This is a genomic window from Streptomyces prunicolor (genome assembly GCF_045162825.1).
GTDB classification, from domain to species: Bacteria; Actinomycetota; Actinomycetes; order Streptomycetales; family Streptomycetaceae; genus Streptomyces; species Streptomyces prunicolor.
Window position 1 is genome coordinate 8,597,507 of the sequence record NZ_CP108676.1, and the last position, 24,777, is coordinate 8,622,283.

At 69.8% G+C, this 24,777-nt stretch carries 18 protein-coding genes; 6 read left to right on the forward strand and 12 right to left on the reverse strand.

Annotated elements, in window-relative coordinates:
• Positions 1-60: 60 nt before the first annotated feature.
• The 6 genes from OG588_RS39095 to OG588_RS39120 form a co-directional block, all read right to left on the reverse strand.
• The gene (locus OG588_RS39095) at positions 61-1,653 is read right to left on the reverse strand and encodes a family 43 glycosylhydrolase (RefSeq protein WP_405951349.1); all 1,593 of its coding nucleotides are present in this window, start codon (positions 1,651-1,653) and stop codon (positions 61-63) included.
• Complete coding sequence (locus tag OG588_RS39100) at positions 1,650-2,555, reverse strand: carbohydrate ABC transporter permease (protein ID WP_405951350.1); 906 nt, start codon at positions 2,553-2,555, stop codon at positions 1,650-1,652. The genes OG588_RS39095 and OG588_RS39100 overlap by 4 nt, the downstream gene beginning before the upstream one ends.
• The gene (locus tag OG588_RS39105; RefSeq protein ID WP_317771418.1) at positions 2,555-3,439 is read right to left on the reverse strand and encodes a sugar ABC transporter permease; all 885 of its coding nucleotides are present in this window, start codon (positions 3,437-3,439) and stop codon (positions 2,555-2,557) included. Before OG588_RS39105 ends, OG588_RS39100 begins: the two co-directional genes overlap by 1 nt.
• A 10-nt stretch (positions 3,440-3,449) precedes the next feature.
• Complete coding sequence (locus OG588_RS39110) at positions 3,450-4,781, reverse strand: ABC transporter substrate-binding protein (protein ID WP_405951351.1); 1,332 nt, start codon at positions 4,779-4,781, stop codon at positions 3,450-3,452.
• A gap of 177 nt (positions 4,782-4,958) precedes the next feature.
• Positions 4,959-6,050, reverse strand: coding sequence for a LacI family DNA-binding transcriptional regulator (locus OG588_RS39115; RefSeq protein WP_405951352.1), 1,092 nt, complete (start codon positions 6,048-6,050; stop codon positions 4,959-4,961).
• Positions 6,051-6,170: 120 nt separating this feature from the next.
• Entirely contained in the window at positions 6,171-7,184 is a 1,014-nt protein-coding gene (locus tag OG588_RS39120; RefSeq protein WP_405951353.1) for a hydroxyacid dehydrogenase, read from the reverse strand.
• Positions 7,185-7,445: 261 nt separating this feature from the next.
• On the opposite strand from OG588_RS39120, the gene OG588_RS39125 reads away from it, so the two are divergent.
• Positions 7,446-9,065 (forward strand): carboxylesterase/lipase family protein, encoded by a 1,620-nt coding sequence (locus OG588_RS39125; protein ID WP_405951354.1) that lies wholly within the window; start codon positions 7,446-7,448, stop codon positions 9,063-9,065.
• Positions 9,066-9,243: 178 nt separating this feature from the next.
• Positions 9,244-10,299, forward strand: a complete 1,056-nt coding sequence (locus OG588_RS39130) for a LacI family DNA-binding transcriptional regulator (RefSeq protein WP_405951355.1) — start codon at positions 9,244-9,246, stop codon at positions 10,297-10,299.
• On the opposite strand, the gene mmuM is transcribed toward OG588_RS39130, so the two are convergent.
• On the reverse strand, positions 10,289-11,230 hold the full coding sequence (gene mmuM / locus OG588_RS39135) for a homocysteine S-methyltransferase (protein WP_405951356.1): 942 nt from the start codon (positions 11,228-11,230) through the stop codon (positions 10,289-10,291). The two genes, OG588_RS39130 and mmuM, sit on opposite strands and share 11 nt — an antisense overlap.
• A gap of 1,156 nt (positions 11,231-12,386) precedes the next feature.
• Positions 12,387-14,495: an autotransporter gene (locus tag OG588_RS39140; RefSeq protein WP_405951357.1), complete on the reverse strand. Its 2,109-nt coding sequence runs from the start codon at positions 14,493-14,495 to the stop codon at positions 12,387-12,389.
• A 185-nt stretch (positions 14,496-14,680) separates the two neighbouring features.
• On the opposite strand from OG588_RS39140, the gene OG588_RS39145 reads away from it, so the two are divergent.
• The gene (locus tag OG588_RS39145; protein ID WP_405951358.1) at positions 14,681-16,093 is read left to right on the forward strand and encodes an RICIN domain-containing protein; all 1,413 of its coding nucleotides are present in this window, start codon (positions 14,681-14,683) and stop codon (positions 16,091-16,093) included.
• An 8-nt stretch (positions 16,094-16,101) separates the two neighbouring features.
• On the opposite strand, the gene OG588_RS39150 is transcribed toward OG588_RS39145, so the two are convergent.
• On the reverse strand, positions 16,102-17,175 hold the full coding sequence (locus tag OG588_RS39150; protein ID WP_405951359.1) for a pectinesterase family protein: 1,074 nt from the start codon (positions 17,173-17,175) through the stop codon (positions 16,102-16,104).
• A 39-nt stretch (positions 17,176-17,214) separates the two neighbouring features.
• A complete protein-coding gene (locus OG588_RS39155; RefSeq protein ID WP_405951360.1) occupies positions 17,215-18,894 on the reverse strand; it encodes a rhamnogalacturonan lyase B N-terminal domain-containing protein in 1,680 nt (559 codons plus the stop codon).
• A 188-nt stretch (positions 18,895-19,082) separates the two neighbouring features.
• Between OG588_RS39155 and OG588_RS39160 the strand changes: the two genes are divergently transcribed.
• The gene (locus OG588_RS39160) at positions 19,083-20,126 is read left to right on the forward strand and encodes a rhamnogalacturonan acetylesterase (protein ID WP_405951361.1); all 1,044 of its coding nucleotides are present in this window, start codon (positions 19,083-19,085) and stop codon (positions 20,124-20,126) included.
• An 84-nt stretch (positions 20,127-20,210) separates the two neighbouring features.
• On the forward strand, positions 20,211-21,917 hold the full coding sequence (locus OG588_RS39165) for a DUF2264 domain-containing protein (protein ID WP_405951362.1): 1,707 nt from the start codon (positions 20,211-20,213) through the stop codon (positions 21,915-21,917).
• On the opposite strand, the gene OG588_RS39170 is transcribed toward OG588_RS39165, so the two are convergent.
• Complete coding sequence (locus OG588_RS39170; RefSeq protein WP_405951363.1) at positions 21,862-23,445, reverse strand: hypothetical protein; 1,584 nt, start codon at positions 23,443-23,445, stop codon at positions 21,862-21,864. The genes OG588_RS39165 and OG588_RS39170 overlap by 56 nt on opposite strands.
• A 194-nt stretch (positions 23,446-23,639) precedes the next feature.
• On the opposite strand from OG588_RS39170, the gene OG588_RS39175 reads away from it, so the two are divergent.
• On the forward strand, positions 23,640-24,062 hold the full coding sequence (locus tag OG588_RS39175) for an NUDIX hydrolase (protein ID WP_317771432.1): 423 nt from the start codon (positions 23,640-23,642) through the stop codon (positions 24,060-24,062).
• Here the strand turns inward: OG588_RS39175 and OG588_RS39180 are convergent.
• Positions 24,049-24,774, reverse strand: a complete 726-nt coding sequence (locus tag OG588_RS39180; RefSeq protein WP_405951364.1) for a hypothetical protein — start codon at positions 24,772-24,774, stop codon at positions 24,049-24,051. The two genes, OG588_RS39175 and OG588_RS39180, sit on opposite strands and share 14 nt — an antisense overlap.
• Positions 24,775-24,777 lie beyond the last annotated feature (3 nt).

Genomic DNA, 24,777 nt, shown 5'->3' on the forward strand with positions numbered 1-24,777 from the left:
CGGGAAGACCAGGGAATTCACCCGATGCCGCCGACCCGGCCTTTCGAAACCCCGAACAGCTCAGCCGGCCGTGCAGTCGAGACGGAACCGGCTGAAATCGGCGGTGAACCCCGCGTCGACCGGATCCCACACCTGGATCCCCGCCATCGCACCGGTGAACCGCAGCCGCGACCCGTAGTCGTCGGACAGCCGACTGAAGTCCAACTCCGGCCCCACCGACGCCCGAACCCCGTCCCGCACAAACCAGAACCGAGCATCGGCCCCCTCGACCGTCACCCCCAACACCAGCGGAGCACGGCCATCGACCTCTACGACGGCCACCTGCCGGGTGCCGTCCTCGTCCCGCTCGACCAGGCTCAGCACCGTACGGCCACCACCCCGCCACTGCTGCCCGTGCTGCCCCTCGCCCTCGGGCTCCGCCCAGGTCAGATGCAGGCTCAGATACGCCTCGGCGCCGTACCAGAGCACCAGCCCCGCCGCCTGTGTGAACGTCAACGGGCTTGCGTCGACCGTGACTTCGGCCTCCGCGAGGTGCTCCGTGATCCGCTGGGCGAGCAGACTGTGCGCCCAGCGTGACTCCGGCCCGTGCCGCCCGCGCAGCCGGATCCAGCCGGGGCGGGTGGTAGTGTCGGCCCAGGAGGAGTCCGGGTGAGCGCGCGGGCTGCTCCAGGGCCAGCCCAACGGGCCGTCGGCGTACGGGACTTGGTCGACCGGGGCGGGACTCGACGCCACGTCCACCTCGACCGCCGGATGCCGGCCGCCCTGCCGTAGCCTCGGCCAGTCGTCCGCGTCCCAGGTCACCGCCTGGATCGCGGTCTCCCGGCCCAGGGTGCAGCGCGGCCCGTCCGGGGTCTGGACCGGTCGCGCCGCCAGGTGGCTCAACACCCAGTCCCCGCCCGGCAGTTCGACCAGCTCGCCGTGGCCCGCCTTCTGCAACGGGACCGACGGGTCGTCCCGGGACGTCAGCAAGGGGCGGTCGTCGAGCTCGTAAGGACCGGTGACCGTACGGCTGCGTGCCACCAGCACCCCGTGCTCGAACCCCGTGCCGCCCTCCGCGAGCAGCAGGTAGTACCAGCCGCCGCGCCGCACCAACTTCGGTCCCTCCACCAGCCGTTCGTGCTGGAGCAGCAGATGCGTCGTGCCGGTCGGGGTGAGCGTGTCGCGGTCCAGCTCGGTCGCGACGATGCCCGCGAAGCGCCGACCGCCGGGGCGACAGTCGTTCTGGAGGTTCAGCAGCCAGAGTCGGCCCTCGTCGTGGAAGAGCGCCGGGTCGAAGCCGTGGCTCGCGACGCGCTGCGGGGCCGTCCACTTACCGTCGATATCCGCCGCCGTAGTGATGTAGGTGTCGGCGTCGAAGTACGGCGTGCCCACCGAACGGACGATCGCGTATGTCATCCAGAAGCGCTCGCCGTCCCAGCTCAGCGAGGGTGCCCAGATGCCGCCCGAGTCCGGGACGCCGGCCAGGGAATCGCCGGGGACCGCGCCCCGGACGTGACCCGCGTACTCCCAGTGTGCGAGGTCCCGCGAGCGGTGGATCGGGATCGTCGGAAACCACTCGAAGGAACTGTTCGCCACGTAGTACCAGTCGCCCACCCTGACCATCGAGGGGTCGGGGGCGAAGCCGCGGACAACAGGGTTGTGCAGCAAGGTCACTTGAGGGCTCCCAGCGTGACCCCGGTGCGCCAGTACCGGCGCATCGCCACCATCATCACGGCCATCGGCACGATCGACAGCAGGGCGCCGGTCAGGACCAGGCTGGTGAGGTCGACGCCGGACTCCAGGCGTTTGCCGGACCAGTTGTAGAGGCCGATGTTCAGGGTCCAGTTCTCCTCGCCGCGCAGGACGGTGAGTGGGAGGAAGAAGGCGTTCCAGGTGTTCACGAAGGCGAGCAGGAACACCGTGGCGCCGCCCGTCGTCATCATCCGCAGCACGATGCTGAAGAAGATACGGAGTTCGCCCGCGCCGTCGAGGCGTGCGGCTTCGAGGAGTTCGAAGGGGACCGTGGCCTCGGTGTACACCTTGGCGAGGTAGACGCTGAACGGGTTGATCAGGCAGGGGATCAGCATCGCCCAGGGGGTGTCGACCAGGCCGATCTTCGAGAACATCAGGTACAGCGGGAGGGTGAGCAGCGCGATCGGGATCAGGAACGAGCCCACCACGCACGCGAACACCGCGCTGCGGCCCGGGAATTCGAAGCGCGCGAGGCCGTAGCCCGTCGCGAGGGCGATGAGCGTGCCGCCCAGGGAGCCGACTCCCGCGTAGAGGAAGGAGTTCGCGGTCCAGCGCAGGAAGATGCCGTTCTCGTAGGTGAAGACCTGGCGCACGTTCGACCACAGGTGCATGCCGGAGAACCAGAGGCCGTTGCTCTGGTACAGGCCGGTGCGGTTCTTGGTCGCGGCGACGATCAGCCACCACACAGGGAACAGACTGTAGGCACTGGCCAGGACCAGGCCGACGAGCAGGAAACGCTGGCCGCCGCGTGAACGGGCCGCCGGATCGGGCTTGTTGAGGCGGCGGACCTGATGGGCGTTCCGGCGTTCTTCGGTGAGGGTCATCAGTCGGCCTCCTTCGCGGTGAGCCGGTAGAAGAGGAAGGAGGCGAGGCCGAGGATGAGGGCGAGGAGGACCGAAAGGGCCGCCGCGTAGTGGTAGTTGCCCGCGTTGAACGCCTGGTTGTAGATGATCATGATGGGTGTGAAGCTGTCGTTCACCGTCTGCGGGGTGACGTTCCGGAACAGCGCCGGCTCGTTGAAGATCTGCAGCATCTGGATGATCGAGAGCATCCCGGTCAGCACCAACGCCCCTCGCACGTAAGGGATCTTGATGCTCGTCGCGACCCGGAACTCGGAGGCGCCGTCCAGCCGGGCCGCCTCGAACAGGTCGCGGGGCACGCCCTGGAGCGCCGCGTAGATGATCACCATGTTGTAGCCGATGCCGTGCCAGGTCAGCAGGTTGCCGATGGACGGCCACACCATCGAGGGTGCGAAGAAGTTCCAGGACAGCCCGAACACCTTGCCCAGCGGGGTCAACGGGCCGACGTCCGGGCTGTACAGGTTGATCCACACGATCGCGGCGACCACTCCGGGGATCATGTACGGCACGAGGAGGAAGATCCGGAAGCGGCCCGCGGCCTTCGAGGACAGTGCGTCCAGGAACAGTGCCAGCAGCAGGCTGACGAGCAGCATCACCGGGATCTGCACGCAGGCGAACAGCACCACGCGCAGTACGGAGTTCATGAACGCCGAGTCGGTCAGGCCCTGTTGGTAGTTGTCCAGGCCGGAGAACTTCTGCGTGGAGCCGCCGAGGCCGAGCCCCGACTGGTGCTCCACGAACAGCGACTCGTAGACGGCGTACCCGATCGGTATCAAGTACAGGAAGACGAAGCCGAGTTGGAAGGGCACCGTGAACGCGGCACCCTTCCAGCGCTGGGAGCGAATCATCGGCGCTGCCTCAGCCCTTGACGCTGATACCGCGGGACTTCAGGTCCTTGACCGTCCACTCCTGCATGTGCGCCAGCAGATCGGTGACCTTCTCCTGCTTGTTCATCACCTTCGCCCAGCCGGTCTGCAACTCGGTGAACATCGCGGTCCAGTCCGGGCCGAACACCCAGTCCGAGGTGACGGTGCCGAGGCTGTCGGTGACGACCTTCTTCGCGGGCTCGTAGTTCGTGCCGAGCAGCTTGTCGGAGATCGACTCGGCGACATACGCGTTGCTGTCGGCGAGCGCCGGCATCACACCGTTGCCGGTGGTCGGGCTCGCCATCGTCTTCACCGCGCCGGTGTTCGTCGACATCCACAACGCGGCCTCGGCGGCCTGCTGTTGGTGTGCGCACTGCTTGGTCACCAGCGTCACGCCACCGCTCTGGTTGGTCCCGGCCGGTGTCTTGGCGGCCTCGCCCGCGAATGTCGGCCAGGGCGACAGCGCCCATTTCCCGTCGGACTTGGTGAAGTTCTGCACCATGCCCGCCATCTGCCAGGTGGAGATCTGCCGGGTTGCGGTGCCGCCGTTGTCGTAGTTGCGCTGCACGGCCGCGTAATCGGCGAAGGAGAGCTTGGAGTTGAGGTCGTTGTCGATGATCTCCTGGATCACCTGGGCCGCCTTGAGGCTGCCCGCGTCCTGGAAGTCGACCTTCCAGGAGTTGCCGTCGATGGCGTACCAGTGGGCGCCCGCCTGCATGGAGAGCACTTCCAGCGTGCTCGGGTCCTCACCGGCATAGTTGGTGATCTTGATGCCGTGCTTCTTGAGGACCTTGCCCGCGGCGATGAACTCGTCCCAGGTCGTCGGCGCCTTGAGGCCGTACTTCGTGAAGACGTCGGTGCGGTAGATCGTGAACGCGGGGGCCGAACTGGTCGGCACGCCATAGGACTTGCCCTGTACCTGCGCACTGGCCCACGAGCCCGCGTTGAACTTGGCCTGGTCGGCGGAGACGTACTTCGAGATGTCGGCGAGCGCGCCCTGCGAGACCCAGGTGGTCACGTACTCCGCCGTGTTCTGCACCAGGCAGGGCGCGTTGCCGGCCTTGACCGCGTTGGTCAGCTGCTTCTGCATCGTCAACTGGTCGGTGACCTTGGTGTACTTGAGCTTGATGTCCTGGTGAGCGGCGTTGAACGCCCTCACGACCGCGTCCTGCCCGTTGGCCCAGCCCCAGAAGGGGAGGGTGACCGGACCCGAGGACGCCTTGTCCCCCGAGCCGGATCCGCCGCAGGCGGAGAGCAGACCTGTCAGTGCGAGGCCCGCGACGGCTGCACGAGCGAACCTTCTCCGGGGGCTGGTGAAGTTCATCAGACCGTGTTCCTTCGGAAGAGAAGAGGTAGAAACCGGTTGCTGTGAAGGTAGGCAGGATGGCCTGTTTGGAGCAAGAGGCGTGCAGCAACTTGTTTCGTCATCCCTGGACAGACCCATGCTGGCCAGGGACTATGAAGGGAAACCGGTTACGTAACGATGGATCTTCCGGTAAGCCTAATCGCGCTGTGCGGGCGGCCGCACCGAGTTCCGTACGACGACATGCGTGCCCAGGACCAGATGGTCGCCGTCGCTGCCCCTGCGCCGGCCCGTGCCGCCGCCCTCGCGCCGGTCCGCCACCGCGCGCAGCGCGACCCGGCCCATCTCCTCGTACGGGACGTGCACGGTGGTGAGTTGCGGGGTGAGCTGGGAGGCCAGCGGGATGTCGTCGTAGCCGACGATCGACACGTCCTCGGGCACCCGCAGCCCGGCTGCGCGCAGTGCCTGCATGGCGCCCGCGGCGACCACGTCGGTCCCCGCCAGCACCGCGGTGAAGTCCACGCCCTCCTTCAGGGTGTCCTCCACCGCCTCGTACCCGTGCTCGTAGTCGTACGGACCGTGCCGCACCATCCCCGGGTCGAACGGCACGCCGTACGCCTCGAAGGCCCGTTGCGCGCCCCTCAACCGGCCCTGGGCGGTGGTGAGTTCGGCGTGTCCGGGCAGGACCAGGACCCGGCGGTGCCCGGCCGAGAGGAGGTGGCTGGCCATGGCGTAGGCGCCGCCCTCGTTGTCGTAGTCGACCGTCGTCGCCGGGACGTCGCCCTCCAGCGGCGGGCGGCCGACGAGCACGAGATGTGAACCGGCCGCGTCGAGGGAGCGGGCGAAGCTGGCCATGCGGAGTTGGTACTCGTCGAAGTCGTAGGCCCCGCCGAGCAACACCACGGCGGCGACGCCCTGTTGGCGCATGAGGTTGACCAGCGCGAGCTCGCGCTCCGGGTCGTCGCCGGTCGTGCCGACCAGGGAGAGCCAGCCGCGCAGCGTGGCCGCGCCCTCAACTCCCTTGGCCACGTGGGCGAATGCCGCGCCGGTGATGTTGTTGATGAGGATCGCCACCGTGGGCGTACCGCCGCCGGCCAGGGAACGGGCGTGCGCGTTGGTGACGTAGTCCAGGTCGTCGACGACCTTCATCACCCGGCGGCGCAGCTCCTCCGACACCGGGTAGTTGCCGGACAGCACGCGCGAGACGCTCGCCACGGAGACCCCGGCGCGCTCCGCGACGTCCCGGATCGTCGCCCGGCCGACGTCGCCCGACGTCTTGCGCTGACTCACCGTAGGGACTCCTTCACCATGGCCGTGTCTCCACCGGGCGCCCTGGGGCCTGCTCCGGCGCCGGTCCGGAAACCGTATCCCACGGTTGTTCCCGGTGTGCCGGCCTGTGGACGGCGCGGATCAGGCGACACGGGCCAGGTCCGCGTGGCGTACCTCGTGGGCCGGTCGCAGGCCCGCGGCCAGGCGCTCCAGCTCGTCGACGACGATGCCGCCGAGCCGCGCCAGCTCGTTGCCGAGGGAGCCCGCGATGTGCGGGGTGAGGAAGACGTTCGGCAGCTGGTACAGGGGAGATGTGGGGGGCAGCGGCTCGGGTTCGGTGACGTCGAGGATCGCGGTCAGGCGGCCCGACAACAGCTCGTCGGTCAGGGCCTCGTGGTCGATCAATGCGCCCCGGGAGGTGTTGATCAGCACCCCGCCGTCCCGGATGAGGGCGAGCCGCCCGCGGTCCAGCATGTGCTGTGTCTCGGGGATGTCGGGGGCGTGCAGGCTGACGATGTCGCTGCCGCTCAACAGGTGGTCCAGCGGCAGGAGTTCGGCCCCGAGCGCGGCGGCCTCGGTGACGCTGACGTAGGGGTCGTGCAGGAGCACCTCGAAGTCGTACGGGCGCAGCAGTTCCAGCAGGCGGCGGCCCACGCGGGAGGCGCCGATGACGCCGATGCGGCGGCCGAGGTTGCCGATCGGCGCGGTCTCGGCGGGCGTCGGGTACGCGTGCGTGTGCCGGAAGCGTTCCCGCTGGGCGAAGGTGTCCTTCCCGGCGAGCAGGATCATCGCGAGGGTGTACTCGGCGACCGGGAGCGCGTTGCCGGTGACCGCGCTGGAGACGGTCACCCCGCGTTCCCACAGGGCCTCGCCGACCAGCGAACGGACCGAGCCCGCCGCATGCAGCACGGTACGAAGCCGGGGTGCTGCCGCCAGCGCGTCGGCGTCGAGGTGCGGGCAGCCCCAGCCGGTGATCAGCACCTCGGCCCCGGCCAGGGCGGCTGCGGCCTGGGGGTCGGCGAAGTCCTGTACGACGAGCCCCGGGTCGATCTCGGCCGTCTGCCGGAGCCGTGCCATCAGGGGGGAGGGGAAGAGCAGGGGCAGGTGCACCGCATCCATGGCGAACACGGCCCTCGGCGGCTGGGCGCTGGGCATGACCCTCCAGTACGGAGTAGGAAACGTTTTCTGAAAACGTCTTCTACCGTAGATCTGCTGTGGAGCGGGGGTCAATCGGTGCGAGGGGACCCCGAGCGCGGAAATATTTCGATCGGCGCCCGGCCCGAAGAGAACGTAGTCCGCGCCCGGGTGCACCGTCATGACCCGTCCAGCCGCGCTCGTCCGCCGGAATAGCCGGGCTCGGTGTGATGCTCTGATGAGCAGCATGGTTCACGAGCGTGGTGAGGAGCTGGTGGGCAGATGACGGCGACGACGACGCAGACGGCGGAGCAGACGGGCCCCGTGGTGGGCACCCCCTACGGGGCGGTACGCGGCCGGTACGAGAACGGGATCGCGGTCTTCCGGGGCATCCCCTACGCGGCACCCCCCATCGGCCCGTACCGCTTCCGCCCGCCCGTCCCGCCCGAGCCCTGGACCGGAGTGCGCGACGCGCTCGCCTTCGGCCCGACCGCGCCGAAACCGCCGTACTCCGAAGCCTTCGCCAAACTGCTCGCCGACCCCGTCGTCCCTGGCGACGACTGTCTCAACCTCAACGTGTGGACCCCGGACCCCGGCCCGGGCGCCCGGCTGCCGGTGATGGTCTGGCTGCACGGCGGCGCGCTCACCCGGGGTTCGTCGGCCGTCCCGGTCTACGACGGACACGCCTTCGCCCGCGACGGAGTCGTGTTCGTCTCGCTCAACTACCGCCTGGGCGTGGAGGGTTACGGCCTCTTCCCGGACGCCCCCGCCAACCCCGGCCTGCGCGACCAGCTCGCCGCGCTGCGCTGGGTGCACGAGTCGATCGCGGCGTTCGGCGGCGACCCCGACCGGATCACCCTCTTCGGCCAGTCCGCCGGCGCGATCAGCATCGGCGCCCTGATCGCGGCCCCGCAGGCCCAGGGGCTGGTCCGCCGGGCCATCCTCCAGAGCGGGCCCCCGGAGGCCTTCGACCGCGACAAGGTACGGCGGATGGTGCGCCGGATGGCGACCCGGCTGAAGATCCCCGCCACCGCCGAGGCCTTCGCCGCCGTCGACCGCGAACTGCTGCTGCGCACCCAGGCCGACGTGGGCAAACTCAGCAGCCCGGTGCTCGGCGGACCCACGTTCGGCATCGTCATCGACGGCGACCTCGTGCCCCGCGACCCGATGGAGGCTCTCATCGAAGGCGGCGCCGGTGACGCGGCCCGGGGCGTCGACCTGATGCTGGGCTGGACCCGCGACGAGTACCGGCTGTGGCTGGTCCCCGGCGGGCTGCACGAGCGCGTCGACCGGCTCGGCGCGGTCGCCCTGGCCGGTGCGATGGCCCGCTGCCACTGCGGCGTCGAGGTCCCGCGCGGCTACCGCGCCCTGAACCCCGGTGCCGGCACCGCCGAGACCGTCGGCCAGCTCGTCACCGACCACCTGCTCCGCTACCCCCTGCACCGCCTCGCCGACGCCCGCCCCGGCACCTCCCACGTCTACGAGTTCGCCTGGCCCTCCAACCTCCCCGACCTCGGCTCCTGCCACGCCCTCGAACTCGGCTTCGTCTTCGACACCGGCGACATCCCCGAGTCCGCCAAACTCGCGGGCCAGGGCGCACCCCAGGACCTCGCCGACGCCATGCACGGGGCGTGGGTGCGGTTCGCCGTGGACGGCGACCCCGGGTGGCAGGCCTGGGACGACACACACCCGGTGCGCATCTTCGGCGAGGGCGAGCCGTACGTCGCGCACGGTCCGCGCGACCCGGAGTTCGCCCTGTGGGCGGCCGACGCCGTCGCGAAGGCGAAGGAAGCGGCGGTTCCGGCCGAGGGCGCGCCGCCCGTGCGGAGCGCCACCGAACTGCGGTCGGTCGTACGGCGGTTGCGGCGGACGGGGACGGGGGATGTGCGGCGGTCGTCGTGAGGGTGCGGATACGGCGTGGAAACCGGTTGCCCAACGCCGGTCGCCGACAACTGCCTTGCTGACGTACGTGAATTGACCGACGCACGCCCCTCCTCCCGACCACCACCCGCTGCTACTCTCCGCGCAGGGAACCGGTTGCCGGGTTGTTGTCACAGGCCGGGAGGGGCGAGGCGGGTACATGACCAGGAAGAGCCAGGACGCGAGCGGGAGCACCATCCGGGACGTGGCGGCCCGTGCCGGGGTGTCCGCGTCCACGGTGTCGCGGGTGCTCGGCGGCGAGTACCCGGTGAGCACGGCGACCCGCACCCGCGTGCTGCGGGCCGTACGCGAACTGGACTACGTCGCCGACGCCCGCGCCAAGGCCGTAGCAGGCGTCGGGACGCCGACCCTCGCGTTCGTCCTGGAGGACATCACGGGACCGTCGTTCGCGCTGATGGCACACGGCGTGGAGCGCGAGGCGACCCGGCTCGGCCATCTCTGCCTGGTGTGCAGCACCGAGGGCGACGTCCAGCGCGAACTGGACTTCATCGAGACCATGCGCGCCCAGCGCACCGCCGCCGTGATCCTCGTCGGCGGCACCGCGGACACCCCCGAGTACCGCGAGCGCACCCGCCGTATCGCCGACTCGCTGGCTTCGGCGGGCTCGCGGCTCGTGCTCTGCGGGCGCCCGCCGCTCGGCCCGGGCGCACCGGTCACGGTCATCGAGTACGACAACGAGGGCGGCGCCTACGCCCTCGTCGCGCACGTCCTGGCCCAGGGCCACCAGCGCGTCCTGTTCCTCGGCGGCAAACCGGACCACGCGACCGCGCAGGGCCGCGAACGCGGTTACCTCGCCGCGCACCGCGCCCGCGGCCTCGACCCGGACCCGGAACTCCTCCTCCACGGCGACTTCACCCGCGATTCGGGCCACCGCCTGATGCGCCACGCGCTGAGCCGGAAAGTGGAGTTCACGGCCGTGGTCGCCGCCACCGACATGGTCGCGGCGGGCGCGCTCACCGCACTGCACGAGGCGGGCCTGGACGTCCCCGGCGACGTCTCCCTCGCCGGATACGACGACATCCCCTTCGCCCGCGACCTCTACCCCGCCCTGACCACGGTCCACGTCCCCTACGAGGAGCTGGGCCGCCTAGCCGTACGCACCGCGCTTGGCCGCACCGCGGAATCCCCGGACGAGCACCTGCTGCTGGGCACGCACGTGGTGGTGCGGGACTCGATCGCGGCGGTCACTTCCTGAGTCGGGAACCCGGCTTGAGTGTCCGCGCGATCGACGCGATCGCCTCCGGCCCCACCCGGCAGCACCCCCCGATCAGCCGCGCGCCGGACGTCCGCCAGCCCTCGACCTGTTCGGCGGTGAAGGTGGAACGGCCCGTCCACGCACGGGCGTTGGCGTCCCAGGTCTCGCCGCTGTTGGGGTAGACGACGACCGGCTTGCCGGTGACGCGGGCCGCGATCTCGACCGCGCCCTCGACGTCCTCGGGGGCGCAGCAGTTGACGCCGACCGCGATGATCTCGTCCGCCTCGGCGGCAAGAGCGAACGCCTCCTCCAGCGGCTGCCCGGCACGGGTGCGATCACCGGCGATCGAGTACGACAGCCAGGCGGGTGTCCGCAGTCCGCGCACCGCCCGCAGCAGCGCCACGGCCTCATCGGCGTCCGGGATCGTCTCGAAGGCCAGCACGTCCGGCCCGACGAAGTCCAGCACCTCCAGGCGGGGCCGGTGGAAGGCCTCCAGCTCGGCCACGCTCAGCCCGTACCGGCCCCGGTACTCGGAGCCGTCCGCGAGCATCGCGCCGTACGGTCCGACCGAGGCCGCCACGTAGAGCGGCCGCTCGATGCCCCGTCCTCCCGCGTCCACCGCCGCGTCGACGGCCAACTCCACGCTCTCGGCCATGAGTTCGGCCGCCCGCTCGTGCTTGATCCCGCGCTTCGCGAAGCCCTCGAAGGTGGCCTGGTAGCTGGAGGTGATCGCCACGTCGGCGCCCGCCTCGTAGTACGCGAGGTGCGCCTCGGCGATCGCCTCGGGTTGGTCCGCGAGCAGCCGCGCCGACCACAGCTCGTCGCTCAGGTCGTGCCCGGCGGCCCCGAGCTGGTTGGACAGCCCGCCGTCGAGGACGAGCGTCCCGGCGGCGAGCGCGTCGGCGAGGAGGGGAGCGGTGTCGCTGGTCATGTCTCGACGCTAGTCGATACGGCCGTACCCGGCGGTCCCCGTCCGGCTGGTGAAAGGATCGCCCACCATGGGGAACATCACGGAAGCCGAAGCGCGGGACGTCCTGGGCCACTCCACCGGACCGGTCTCCGCGACACCGCTCACCCACAACCCCAAGAACGGCGTCACCGCGGGCGTCTGGACCGTCACCACAGGTGAGCGTACGGCCGTCCTCAAGGTACTCACCCGCACGAAGGAGGCCACCGGCCGCTGGGCCGCCTCCGACGACCCTCGTCACTGGAACTACTGGCTGCGCGAGGCGCAGGTCTACGACTCCGGGCTCGCGCAGAGCTGGCAGCCGTACGGCATCCGCGCGCCCCGGCTGCTCGCCCGGGTCGAACGGGCCGACGGGGACGTGGCGTTGTGGCTGGAGCATGTGCGGGGCGAGCCGGGCACCGCCTGGCCGCTCGCCCGGCACATCGCACACGCCCGCCGCCTCGGCGCCGCACAAGGAGCCGCAACCGTCCCCGACGAACCCTGGCTCTCGCACCGCTTCCTGCGCCAGTACGTCGCCGGCAACACAGCCGGCGAGGAACTCCTCGACGACGACGCGGCCTGGCAACAGCCCCTGGTCCGCGACCACTTCCCCGCCGGACTGCGCCAGGACATGGTCCGACTGCACCACGACCGGGAGTGGTTCCTGGACGTCATGGAGGCCCTGCCGCGCGCCTTCAGCCACCTCGACCAGTGGCCCGCCAACGTCCGTTCGCAGGGCTCGGACAGCGTCCTCTTCGACTGGGCCTTCGCCGGCGACGGCGCGCTCGGCGAAGACCTCGGCAACTACCTCCCCGACTCCGTCTTCGACCTGTTCGTCCCGGCCGCCCGCCTGCCCCGCTACGCGGCGCGGGCCTACGACGCGTATCTGCACGGCCTGCGGGAGTCGGGCAGCCAGGTCGACGAACGCCTCGTACGCCTCGGGCTGTGCGCCTCCGCCGTGAAGTACGACTGGCTCACCGCCGCGATGCTCGCCCGCGCGAGCGAAGCGCAGCAACTGGACTACGGCGGTGAGCGCGCCGTCTCCGCGGAACTCCGGTACCGGGAACGGGGGTTGGCACTTGCCTTTCTCGCGGGGTGGGCCGCCGAGGCGCGGGCGCTGCCCGGCCGCCCCTGCTCAGCCCTACGCCGCGTGCCTCCCGCCCCCGCGCCTGCCACCTCCCCGGGTGCGCTTGGTCGCCGGGACCAACAGGCCGCCCAGCAGGCCGAGGCCGAGTGCGTACGGCCACCAGCCGAAGCCGTCGCTGCCGGCCGTGTTCGCCGTGCGGGCCTCGGTGACCGTCGTGCCGGAGGACGACTTGGGAGTGGTGTGGGCGGTGGCCGAGGGGCTGCTCGCGGTGGCGGCGGTCAGGACGACGTCGTTGCCGTCGCCGCCCCGGTAGCTGATGCGGTACGTCGTGTCGGCGAGCTTCAGCTTGGTGCCCTCGCGAAGTCCCTTGAACGCGCCCGTCGTTGAACCCTTACCCGTGTGGTCGAGGATCGTGACGGTCCGCGCGGGATGCGTCCCGGCGGCCGAGAGGTCCAGGTCGCCCGCGAGGCCGACCTTGCCCGCGACCTTCAACGGCTTGGCGCCCAGGACCAGTTCGCCCTTCGTGCTCTGCGTGTAGTTGCCGGTCACGGTCAGCCCGGTGGTCACCAGGCTGGCGTTCGTCACCGAACCCTTCACCGTGCCCACACCGGTCAGTTCCGTCGACACACGCAGGCCCGCCGTGCCCACGTCCAGCCGCGCACCCGCCGAGGTAAGCCGAATCGCCTTGCTGTGGGCGAGAGTTGCTCCCGAGCGGAGCGCCAGCGTGCCCTTGGAGACCGTCGTCGTTCCGGTGTACGTCACCGCCGTGCCCGTCAGCGTCGTCGTGGCGGCGCCGGACTGGGCCAGGGACCCCTTGCCGCCAAAGTGTGACAGTTTCGTGGAAAGTGACACGTTTTGCAGGACAAGGGTCCCGTCGTCGACGATCCGCCGCCCCTCCGTGCCGGTCAGCAGGCCGCCGTCGCCGCCCGGCTTCCCGGACCCCAGCCGCAGCACCGCCCCCTTCTCCACGGTCGTCGACCCGTCGTAGTACTGCGGCGCCGCGAAGGTCACGTCGTTCCCGTGCGTCCCCGCGATCACGATGTCGCCGGCACCGGGCGCGGCCAGGGTGTCGTGGTACTTGCCGCCGCCGATCGGCGCGCCCAGGGTGACCGGACCGTCGTAGTCGAAGGTCAGCCGGGACCGGACCCCGCTCGCCGCATGGAGGTTGATGTACACGGTGTCCTTGGTGCCCGGCATGAAGATCTGGTGGGTGGTGCCGTCGCCCCACTGGACGTTCGCGCCCTCGATGTTGGTGCCGCGCTTGTTCAACTGGTGGGCGATCGCACGCCAGTTGAGGTCCGAGTCGCTGAGCGACGGGTTCGTGTCGCCGCCCTGGTCGCTGTAGCTGTACTGGCCCGTGAGGACGACCTTGCTGCCCGGCCGGGAGTGGACGTTGACGTCGCTGCCGTACTCGCGCTGGTAGAAGTTCTGGCGCAGGGTGATCGTCTGGTACAGCGGGGTGTCGATGATCCAGGAGCCCTGGTTGAGGATCGCGCGGGCGTTGGGCAGCGCGACCGGGTACTCGGGGCGGCCGACCGCCATGCCGGTGCCGTTGTCAATCACCCCTGAAAACGGGTGAGTTCCGGCGAGGTCGAGCGTGCCCCACATGTTGCGGGGCTGCGTGACCAGACCCGAGCCGCTGATCGTGCCGATGTTGAAGGTACGGGTCAGGGACAGGCGCAGGGTGCCGTCGACCCGGACGTTCAACCCGTTGAGCTGGTAGCCGGGTGTGCTGTAGGGGAAGTGGCCGATGAGGCCGGTCCCACCACCCGTGCCGTACTGGAGAGTTGTGCCGCTCGCGACCGTGATCGCGGGCGGGTCCGGGTTGCTGACGGTGGTGTACGGGTGGTTGCCGCCCTGCGTGGTCACCTTCTGCCGCTGCCGGGCCGCCGGGAGCGTGAAGTCGCTGTCCTTGGTGAGGATCAGGGTGCCCCCGCCGCGCACGGTGAGCGTGCCCTGGCCGCGGAACACCCCGTTGTACGTCGTCGTCCCGGACGGCACGGTGACCACCGTGTCGCCGGTGAGCGTGACGTCCCGGTTCGCGAGGACGTCGGCGGTGGCGTCACGGGCACCGGCGGCCGAGGCCGGGGGAGCGCCGACCAGGAAAGCGACGGTCACGAGGGCGCCTACGGCGGCTGCTGTCTTACGGGTTTGGCTGCGCACGTCATTGGAGACGTGCGTCGGCGACGGCGATAACAGAAATCTCGCGTCCATCTTTGTCACGCGCGACCCGTTGACCTTCCCGTAACACACCCATACCTTTTCGGCGTTCGTAATGACAGATGCCGTACGAAATACCGAACCCCCCACTCCTGCTTGCTCTCCCCCCCACCTCCGAGAGGCGTCAGATGAGACGTGTGTACGCAATCCTCGTCGCCCTGTGCTGCGTGCTCGCCGCCGCACTGGTGACCGCCGGACCGGCGCAGGCCGCGGCGCAGACCATCACCAACGGCACGCAGTTCACGGACACTTCGGGCAACGCCGTGCACGCGCACGGCGGCGGGGTGATCAAGGTTGGCAGCTACTACTACTGGTTCGGCGAGGACCGCAACGCCGACAACACCTTCAAGTACGTGGACGCCTACCGCTCCACCGACCTGAAGAACTGGGAGTTCCGCAACCACGTCCTGACCCAGTCCAGCGCCTCCGAGCTGGGCACCGCCTACATCGAGCGGCCGAAGGTCATCTACAACGCGTCCACCGGCAAGTTCGTGATGTGGATGCACAAGGAGAACGGCGTCGACTACAGCGAGGCCAAGGCCGCCGTCGCCGTCTCCTCGACCGTGGACGGGAGTTACACCTACCAGGGCAGCTTCCAGCCGCTCGGCGACAACATGTCCCGGGACATCACGACGTTCGTCGACACCGACGGCACCGCGTACATGGTCTCCGCCGCCAACGAGAACTACGACCTGCACATCTACAAGCTCACCGCCGACTACACCGCCATCGACAGCCTGGTCGCCAACCCATGGGTGGGCGGACACCGCGAGGCACCGGCGCTGTTCAAGCGCAACGGCGTCTACTTCATGCTGACTTCGGCCGCGACCGGTTGGAGCGCCAACCAGCAGCAGTACGCCACCGCCACCAGCATCGCCGGCCCATGGACCGCCTTCACCAACGTCGGCGACTCGACCGCATACAACTCGCAGACCGCCTACGTCCTCCCGATCACCGGGACTTCGGGCACCTCGTACCTCTACATGGGCGACCGCTGGGGCAACTCCTTCGGCGGCACCGTCAACGACTCCCGTTACGTGTGGCTGCCGTTGACCTTCCCGACCACCACCACGATGTCCATGGCGTCCTGGTACCCGGAGGTGGCGGTCGACACGGCCGCCGGCACGATCAGCGGGACGAGCGCGACGTACAACACGCTCATCGCGCGGAACAGCGCCAAGTGTGCGGACGTGGCGAACCAGTCGCTGTGGCAGGGCGTCGCGATCAGCCAGTACACCTGCAACAGCGGCACCAACCAGAAGTGGTGGTTCAAGGACCTCGGCACCGGCTACTACGAACTCATGGGCCGGGGCAGCTCGTTGTGCCTCCAGGAGAACGCCACGAACGTGACCCAGGAGAACTGCACCGGCGCCACCGCCCAGCAGTGGAGCCTGACCACGTCGGGCAGTTACGTTCTCGTCAAGGCCAGGACGAGCGGCGAGTGCCTGGACGTGTCGGGCGCGTCCACCGCCAACTCCGCCGCGATCATCACCTACACGTGCAGCGGGGCGACCAACCAGCAGTGGACGCGCGGTAGTTGAGCGCACGGTTACCGGACCGGGTTCCAACCGTCCGTGCCCGCCAGGTACTTCTGCGCCGTGTAGTTCGCGGCCTGGGAGTCGGTGAGCTGCGGGCGGTTGGAGTTCACCGTGGCGCCCGCGCCGGTGTTCTTGTACTCGAAGAAGCGGGCGTTCTTCCACGAGTAGCCGCTCATGTCCGTCCAGGGCCCGGCGACCTTCACGGCGGCGGGCAACGAGGTCTGGCGCACGACCAGTTGGCCCACCGCGTCCGCCGTCGGGTGCCAAGGGCGGCCCAGGTAGTACGTGTTGGCCGCCGCCGAGCTGCTCACCGAACTGCCGGTGACGAGAATGCCGTACGTCTTCGCGGAGCTGGTGTTGGGCGCGGAGAGGAAGCCGTTGAGACCGCCCGCCGCGGCACCCGAGTTCCGCAGCTGGATGTTGACCCGGTCGTAGACGGCGGTGGCGTTGCCGAAGACGAAGTCCACGTCTCCGGTGATGAACGACGAGTAGAAGTACTGCCTGTACTGACCGGTCGACGACGGCGACCAGTTGAGGACGGTGTCCTGGCGGCTGATGAACCGGTCGTTGGTGAACGTCTGCCGGTCGCCCTGCGCGGTGATCGCGACGGCCTGTGTGTCCGTGATTTCGGGGTGGGCGGACTTGTCGAAGGTGTTCTGGACGGTGATCCCGGTGACGGTGAGGCCGCCCGCCGAGAAGGTCGCGACCGAACTGCCCAGCGTCCCGTATTTGTTGCCGCTGGCATCGGTGTAACCGGCGGCCCGGTCATAGGTGATGACGACGTCCTCGGCATTGCCGGTGGCGCCCTGGATGGTCAACCCCGTCTTGCTCACCGGCACGTTGACGATCTCGGCGTACGTGCCCTTCGCGACGGAGATGGTGTCACCGGCGGCGGCCGCGTTCACGGCGGCCTGCACGGTGGTGAAGCGGCCCGAGCCATCCTTGGCGACGGTGATGACGGTGGCGGCCCGCGCCTGGGTCACCAGCGACACCGCGAGCAGCCCGAGGGCGGCCGCGGTACAGGTCGCCACGGCGGCGGCTCGACGCCGGGCGGGGGAGCGGCGGTGCGTGTTCGGCTCTGTCATGCCTACAAGTCGCCGTGCCCCGCCCGGGAGTTGCCGCCTCTACGCCAGCAGATCGATCGCGTCGACCGATGTGCCCGCACTCAGGAACGACGTCGTCCCCGACCCGCTCGCCACATAGATCTTCAGCGTGTTGTACGCGCTCGCGTCCGTCAGCCAGGCGGACGCCGGAACGCTGTACGTGAACGTGTTGTTGTTGCCCCGGTACGAGCCCACGGTCAGCGACCGGGTGCTCGGCTGGGTCGGCGGCGAGGGGACGGCCGAGGTCCAGGTGTCGTTGACGACGACCTGCGGCCGGCCGTTCGCGTACGCCGTCGTCACCCCGATGCGCAGCGTGTGCGCGGCGGCCAACTGGGCGGCCGTCAGCTTGAAGTACACGATGATGCCGCTGTTGACGTCCTTCCACAGATAGCAGGGGAACCCCGAGGTCTCCGTGCCGCTGCCGACGACGACGTTGCCGGTCCAGGACGCGGCCCGTACGTCCGACGGGTGCGCGTACGTCATCAGGTCCGCGTTCTTGAACCCGCTCGGCGAACCGTCCCAGTTGCCGATCCGCCAGATCGCGCTCGCGTTGGACGGGTCGTTCGAGGACGGGATCGCGATGCTGTTCAGCGTCGTCGTCCCGCCCGCCGTGACCGTCACCGACCCGGTGTAGACGGCGAGTTCACCCTTGAAGACGGTCAACGTGTAGGTCCCCGGCAGGACTCCGGCGATCGAGAAGTAGCCGTCCGAGGCCCGCGCCGAACCCCAGTACTGGGCACCGGAGTTGGCGAGCCCGACCGTGTACGCGTACGCCGTGTCGCGCCCAGTGATGCCCACACCGGCGACCCGACCTCGGCTGCCAGAAGCCGTGTACCCGGAGATGCCGAGCGAATCGGCCCACGCGGTGGTCAAGTTGGCGTGATACAGGGACGAGGAGGGCGCGCCGCCGTCCGTGAGCGCGATGACGTACGGCCCCTGGAGACCGAACCGCTGCGCCTCCGTCTGGTTCTCGCCGTAGTACAGGATCTCGTACAACCCGCCGCCGTCCGCGCTCTGGTGGCGCAGCAGCGAGCGGTAGAACGGGCCGCCGGACGCCTTCTCGTGGTTGCTGCGCACGACCCAGAGGCCGACGCTGCCGGTGGTCCAGCCGACGTAGTCGTAGTCGATGACCCGCTTCTTCGCGTAGTGCTTGGAGCGGGTCTGGCCGTCGGACTTCTCGAAGACGTCGGCGGATTCGATGGTGGTCGGTGCGTAAGTGTAGGAATCCGGCTCGTCGTTGAGGAACAGGCCGGCCTTCACGCGCACGATGTAGCGGGTCGCGCTGACCGAGGTGTCGGCCTTGTTGGTCCACAGGTAGACGTTGTTCTCGCCGCTGCGGGCCGCGTAGTAGTGCTTCAGCGTGCCGTGCGTGACGGAGATCAGGATCGTCGTGCCGGACTGCGCGATGGTCACCGTGGAGGCGCCGAGGCCGGACTCGACATGCGAGTTCATGCCGCCGTAGCCCTGGTACTCGGTGCCCTTGTAGACCAGCGAGGTCAGGTCGCCGTTCGTCTTGCTGACCTTGAAGACCAGGCTCGCGCCGGTGTCGACGACGTAGTTCGAACCGTCGTCGGTGTAGCCGAAGCTCGCGGCGGACGCGCTCTCGGCGAGCGGCCCGGCGAGCGCCGCCGAACCGGCCGTAGCGGCTGCGCCGAGGACGAAGGTACGGCGGCGAACCGGTCTGTTCACAGAGCCGGACATGGGGGTGCCTCCTTCGGGAGGGTGGGGGTGCGGGTGCTTTGGAGGGTGGCAGTTGAATCGATTTCGCGAAAGGGCTTTCGCAGCCTTGGAGTTGGCGATGAAGTGAAATCTGCCGCAGGTCTAGAAAGCGCTTGTCCGGAGCGGTACGGTCCACCGCCAGGCCTTGTCGTCGGACGGAGGAGCCACGCATGAGACGTTTCAACATCGCCCTGCTGGCCGCACTGACCCTGAGCACCGCCCTGTCGACCGCACCCGCCCAGGCACACGACCGCACGCCCCCGCTCGGCCTCGCCAATTGCACCGCCACCGCTTGCCACTTCGACGTCCCGCCCGGCACCTACGACGTCACGGTCCACCTCGGCGGCGAGAGCGCGGCGAGTACGGCCATCAGCGGTGAGACCCGGCGCTCCCTGCTCCCCGAGACGGCAACGGCGGCCGGCCGCACGGTGACCCGCAGCTTCACGGTCGACGTCCGTACACCAGAAGGCGAACCGACCGGCCCCGACGGCACCCCAGGCCTCGACCTCACCCTCGGCGGCACCGCCCCCGCGCTCGCCGGCATCAGCGTCAAGCCCACTCACCACGCCCGCCAGATCATCCTGATCGGCGACTCCACGGTCTGCGACCAACCGGGCGACCCGTACTCCGGCTGGGGCCAACAGCTCCCGCAGTTCCTGCGCAAGGGCATCTCCGTCGCCAACTACGCGGATTCCGGGGAGAGTACGGTCACCTACCTGGAGAATCCCCTGCTGTGGGGGACAGTTCAGCCGCTGATCCACCCCGGCGACCTCGTCCTCGTCCAACTCGCCCACAACGACAAGACGACCGACGAGGCCACGTACCGCGCGAATTTGGAAACGCTCGTAGCGGGTATCCGTGACAAGGGCGGTCGGCCAGCCCTCGTGACACCGATCGTCCGACGCTGGTTCAATGCCGACGGCACACTGAACAACAACACAGCGCTGCTGGTGAACGGACTCGGCGTCGACCTGCCGGGCGTCATCCGCTCGGTCGCCGCGACCGAGGGGGTAACGCTGATCGATCTCACGGCGCAGACCAAAGCGCTGGTGGAATCGCTGGGAGTGGAAGGCTCCAAGGCCCTCTACCTCTACAACGAGAAGAAGGACAACACGCATACTTCCGCGCACGGGGCCACCGTGTACGCGGGCCTGGTCCGCGACGCACTCGTCGCCCGGCATCTGCTGCCGGAGGACCGGGTACGAGTGGGGTGAGACCCGAAAGACCCCTGGGGCGTTCCGACCGGAACCGGGGCGCCCCAGGTTCCACTCTCCCGCCGTGCGTGTGAAAGCGAGCCGATGCAACTCCCTGCCGAAAACCGTGTGTTGAGCCCCCGCACCGGCTACACCCGCGCCCACTGGGAGACGGCCGCCGACACCCTCCTCGCCGCCGTGGAGCCGTACGCGACCGAGGACCGCGCGCTCTACCACCTCCCCGGCAACCGCACCAGCTGGTCCGGCAGCCTCTCCGACGGCCTGGAGGGCTACGCCCGCACCCTGCTGCTGGCCACCTTCCGCCGCGACGAGACAGCACTGGAGCGCTACGCGGACGGCCTGGCCGCAGGCGTCGCGGGCGTCTGGCCGACGATCGAGGACCGCAGCCAGCCCCTCGTCGAGGCCGCCTCGATCGCCCTCGCCCTTCGCCTGACCCGCCCCCTCCTCTGGGACCGCCTCGACGAGCCCGTACGGCAGCGCGCGGCGGCCTGGCTCGCGGACGCCCTCACCGCCGAACCCTGGCCCTGCAACTGGGAGTTGTTCCCCGTCACGGTGGGCGGCTTCCTCCAGGAGATCGGATACGAGGCCGACGCCTCCCGCAAGGCCGTCGACCGGGGCCTGTCGCGCATCGAGGAGTGGTACGTAGGCGACGGCTGGTACACGGACGGCGACGGCCGCAAGTTCGACTACTACAACGGCTGGGCGATGCACCTCTACCCGGTCCTGCACGCCTGGCTCGCCGACGACCCCCGCCTCCTCGACCTCTACGGCGGTCGCCTGGAACGCCATCTCGCCGACTACGCCCGCCTGTTCGGCGGCGACGGCGCCCCGATGCACCAGGGCCGGTCCCTCACGTACCGCTTCGCGACGACGGCTCCGCTGTGGCTGGGGGCGCTGACGGGCCGTACGCCCCTGTCGCCGGGGGAGACCAGGCGGCTGGCGTCGGGCGCGCTGAAGTACTTCCTGGAGCGCGGGGCGGTGGACGACCGGGGGCTGCTGAGTCTGGGCTGGCACGGGCCCAACGAGGCTGTCCTGCAAGGCTATTCGGGCCCCGCGTCCCCGTACTGGGCCAGCAAGGGATTCCTCGGCCTGCTCCTCCCGCCGGACCACGAGGTGTGGACGGCGGTCGAGGAGCCCGGTCCGGTGGAGCGGGAGGATGCGGTCACGGCGGTCGCCCCCGCCAACTGGCTGCTCCAGTCGACCCGTTCGGACGGCCTGGTCCGCCTCCACAACCACGGCAGCGAGGACGTCCGCTACGACCCGTACTACACGCGCCTCGCCTACTCCACGGCCACGACGCCCTCGACGTCGTACGACAACAGCGTGTTCGTGGGCGGCGATCCGAGCCGTACGGACATCGTGCCGTTGGGGGTGGGGGACGCGCTGGTGGCCTCCCGGCACACGGCGGGTTCCGGTGCCCGGGTGACCAGCGTGGTGATGGCCGAGGGGGCGGTGGAGGTGCGGGCGCATCTGGTGGTGGGCGCGGCTGCGGGGACGCCCGTGCGGGTCACGGGCTGGTCGGCGCAGGACGGGCAGCGCGCCGAACTCGTCTCCCTGCACGGGCTGTTGGACGGCGAGGGTGTGGTCGGTGACGGGCCCACCCTGTTCGTCGCCCTGGTCCGGCTCACCGCGGAGCCTGACCCCCGTCCCCTCGCGGAACTGGTGTCCGTGGAGGTCGACGGGGATCACGGCGTCTCCGTTCAGTGGGCCGGCGGCAGGCGGATGAACTACCGGTTCACGGAGTCAGCCGGGCTATCCGGAGGCTCGTGGCGGTCGGTGACGCCCCGGTGAGCGCGGTCGCGTAGGTCGGGGTGACCGGGGCGTAGGCCCAGGTCAGCGTGCCGTTCTTCAGGACCGCTATGTCACCGCTGATCCGGGCGCTCACCACCTTGTCCGCACTCTGGAACTTGCCGTTCCAGTCGATGAGCCGCAGGTGGGTGCCCGTGAAGGTGCCGGTGCAGGTGCCCGCGTTGCACTTGGCACCCTTCAGGGACTCCCAGGAGACCAGGAGCCGGTCCTTGCCGTAGGGCGCGACGTGCACGTTGACGTTCTCGGTGCCGGCCGCGCTCGTGAGGTAAACCGCCTTGCCGGGACCGGAGTTGCGGTTGGCCATGAAGGCGACGGCGACCTGGTGGGTGCTGGTCTTCGGGGTGACTGTCCAGCCGCGTCCGCTGGAGTCGGCGGCGTTCTTCTTGGCCGAGGCGGCGCCGCGTGAGGCGAAGGCGGTGGCGTACCGGCCGCTCGCGGACTTCACCAGGTCACCGGTGCGGCTGGGGAAGGTACCACCGCAGTACCCTGCCCAGCACTGCTCGCGCTGCACGACCGGCGCGACGTCCGGGGCGCCGATCCCGGTGGAGACGAACAGGCCCGAGCGCCAGTCGTCGAAGCACAGCGAGGTGAAGGCGCCGGAGGTCTCCGCGTGCAGCGCGATGCCCTCGTTGTGGCTGCAGCCCCAGCTCCAACCACCGCTCAGCTTCGCGCCCTTGGCGCTGATGTACGTCAACTTGTCCCCGAAGTGGCCGTCCGCGAAGCCGCCCGCGCCGTGCACGACGAAGTACGCGCCGTACTTGCTGCCGTTCCAGGTGAGTTGGCCGTCGAGACCGGGGGAGGTGTCGTTGGAGGCGGTGCCGGTGAGCTTGGTGCGGAAGGTCTGCTTGGCGCCCGTGTAGCGGACGATCGCGGCGGCCGTCTCCTTCCACTTGTTGGTGTCGGCGACTCGGGTGAGCAGCGCGAAGCCGTCGTTGTGCGCGACGAGCCCTCCAACTTCCTTGGCGCCCTTGACGATTGTGTCGGCGCCCGAGCGCAGTCCGGCCGCGTTCAGCGGGGTCACGTGAACGCCGTCGGCGGCGGGCCAGGCCACGCGCAGGGTGCCGTTGGGGGCCACGGCGGTGGTCGTGCGGGTCCACTCGCGGGTGTTGTTGTAACCGGCGGTCAGATAAGGGAACTTGGCGGCGAGCGCCACCGTGGTGCTGATCGGGGTGAGCGTGCCGGTCGCGGCCTTGGCGGCCGTCGAGGTCTTCGCGACGGCCTTCGGTGTGGTCTTCGCCGAGGCGGACGCGGTCGTCGTACCGGAGGCGGCCGTGGAGCCGTCGGCTGCGGCCTCGGAGGAGGCGGAGGCGGAGGCGCTGGTGGACGCGGAGGCGGACGTGGCTGTCCTGGCCGCGGTCGAGCCACCGTTGTCGCCGCTGCCCGTCGCCGCGGTCGCGTACCACGCACCGCCCAGCAGGGCCGCGACGGCGAGCGAGCCCGCGAGCGGCTTGCGGGCGATGCGGCGGGGGGAACGGCGACGGTGTGTCGTGGTGCGTCTTGCGTTGGTCATGTTCCCAAGTCGCCGCTGGTGCGAGGGAGGTTGCCGTCGAGTCGTGCGAAATATGGGGAGGTCAGTGGTCCGGCGGCTTCCGGAGGTGAGACCGGCTCCACAGCCGGGACAGGCCGATCCTGGTACGTTGGATGCTTTCCTGGGTATCAGACCCTTTGGACTCATCTCCGGCGAGGGACCGAGGAACCATGACCATGGACCCCGGCGACAAGCGACTGGCGGCGGCCGTCGTGATGGACGACGACGGGCGCGTGCTTCTGGTGCGCCGCAGTGCGACCGAGAGGTTCCTGCCGCGCGTGTGGGGCGTTCCGTGCGGGAAACTGGAGCCGGACGAGCTTCCCGAGGACGGTGCCCTGCGGGAGCTGAAGGAAGAGACCGGGCTGCTCGGTGAGATCGTCCGCAAGATCGGCGAATCGTCCTTCGTGAGCGAGTACCGGGGGAGCGAGATCAAGAACTGGCAGGACAATTTCCTGGTCAGGCCGCTGACCTTGGAGATCACCCTCCCCGAGCCCGACCAGGCGTATCTCTGGCTCCCGCCGTCCGAGCTCGCCGGCGCCGGCATCGACATCGACGCGTACAACCTGGACGTCGTACGACAGGCCCTCACGAACTTCTGAGGGACTCCGCGAGGCCGTTCAGCGCGGCGAGATAGTCCCGCGCTTCGAGCGGCACCTTCGTCACCGCCCCCGGATGCGGGCCCGCCGCCGTGAACACATCGGTGTGGCGCCGCCGTTCGGCCCCCGTCTCCAGGAACAGCGTCACCGTCGGTACGTCCGTGTCGCACCAGGCCCGGTGCAGGGTGTGTGCCGGGAGGGCGTAGGCGCTGCCCGCCGCGTACTGACCCGTGTGCGTCAGCCGCAGTCGTGCCGGTCCCGTCGGCCGCAGCCGCCAGTCGGAGCTGCGCTCGGCCAGGGACTCCTCGTACCGGTCCGCCGTGATCCCGCCGTCGTCCCGCGCCTCGTACAACTCCATGGCGAGCCGGCCCCGGACCACGTAAGAGGCCAGCGGGGAACGGTGGTTGTGAATGTCCTCCGTGCCGATCGCCCTCGCGCCGGGATGCCAGAAGTGCGCGCGCAGCATGTGGCGCGGGCCGCCGTCGATCAGCAACAGCTTGTCGAAGCCCAGGACATGACGGTACGACAGCTTCGCGCAGGCCTCGGGATCGCCCTCGCCGGAGGCGAGTTCGGCGACCAGCTCCAACAGGCGGTCGGGGCAGCCCAGTTCGGCGATGGCAGCACGGGCTGAGGCCACCGTCTCGTGGTCGGACAGCTCACCGTCCAGCACCTCGGTCAGCAGCCGTCGCGCCGCCAGGATCTGCCGACCACCCATGCA

Excerpts from the sequence above, each read along its gene's own strand:
- OG588_RS39170 (WP_405951363.1), bottom strand. The coding sequence starts at position 23,445 with ATGACCAACGCAAGACGCACCACGACACACCGTCGCCGTTCCCCCCGC.
- OG588_RS39175 (WP_317771432.1), top strand. The coding sequence starts at position 23,640 with ATGGACCCCGGCGACAAGCGACTGGCGGCGGCCGTCGTGATGGACGAC.
- OG588_RS39100 (WP_405951350.1), bottom strand. The coding sequence starts at position 2,555 with ATGACCCTCACCGAAGAACGCCGGAACGCCCATCAGGTCCGCCGCCTC.
- OG588_RS39130 (WP_405951355.1), top strand. The coding sequence starts at position 9,244 with ATGACCAGGAAGAGCCAGGACGCGAGCGGGAGCACCATCCGGGACGTG.
- OG588_RS39150 (WP_405951359.1), bottom strand. The coding sequence starts at position 17,175 with ATGACAGAGCCGAACACGCACCGCCGCTCCCCCGCCCGGCGTCGAGCC.
- OG588_RS39155 (WP_405951360.1), bottom strand. The coding sequence starts at position 18,894 with ATGTCCGGCTCTGTGAACAGACCGGTTCGCCGCCGTACCTTCGTCCTC.
- OG588_RS39160 (WP_405951361.1), top strand. The coding sequence starts at position 19,083 with ATGAGACGTTTCAACATCGCCCTGCTGGCCGCACTGACCCTGAGCACC.
- OG588_RS39145 (WP_405951358.1), top strand. The coding sequence starts at position 14,681 with ATGAGACGTGTGTACGCAATCCTCGTCGCCCTGTGCTGCGTGCTCGCC.
- OG588_RS39105 (WP_317771418.1), bottom strand. The coding sequence starts at position 3,439 with ATGATTCGCTCCCAGCGCTGGAAGGGTGCCGCGTTCACGGTGCCCTTC.
- OG588_RS39125 (WP_405951354.1), top strand. The coding sequence starts at position 7,446 with ATGACGGCGACGACGACGCAGACGGCGGAGCAGACGGGCCCCGTGGTG.
- OG588_RS39165 (WP_405951362.1), top strand. The coding sequence starts at position 20,211 with ATGCAACTCCCTGCCGAAAACCGTGTGTTGAGCCCCCGCACCGGCTAC.
- OG588_RS39110 (WP_405951351.1), bottom strand. The coding sequence starts at position 4,781 with ATGAACTTCACCAGCCCCCGGAGAAGGTTCGCTCGTGCAGCCGTCGCG.
- mmuM (WP_405951356.1), bottom strand. The coding sequence starts at position 11,230 with ATGACCAGCGACACCGCTCCCCTCCTCGCCGACGCGCTCGCCGCCGGG.
- OG588_RS39120 (WP_405951353.1), bottom strand. The coding sequence starts at position 7,184 with ATGCCCAGCGCCCAGCCGCCGAGGGCCGTGTTCGCCATGGATGCGGTG.
- OG588_RS39180 (WP_405951364.1), bottom strand. The coding sequence starts at position 24,774 with ATGGGTGGTCGGCAGATCCTGGCGGCGCGACGGCTGCTGACCGAGGTG.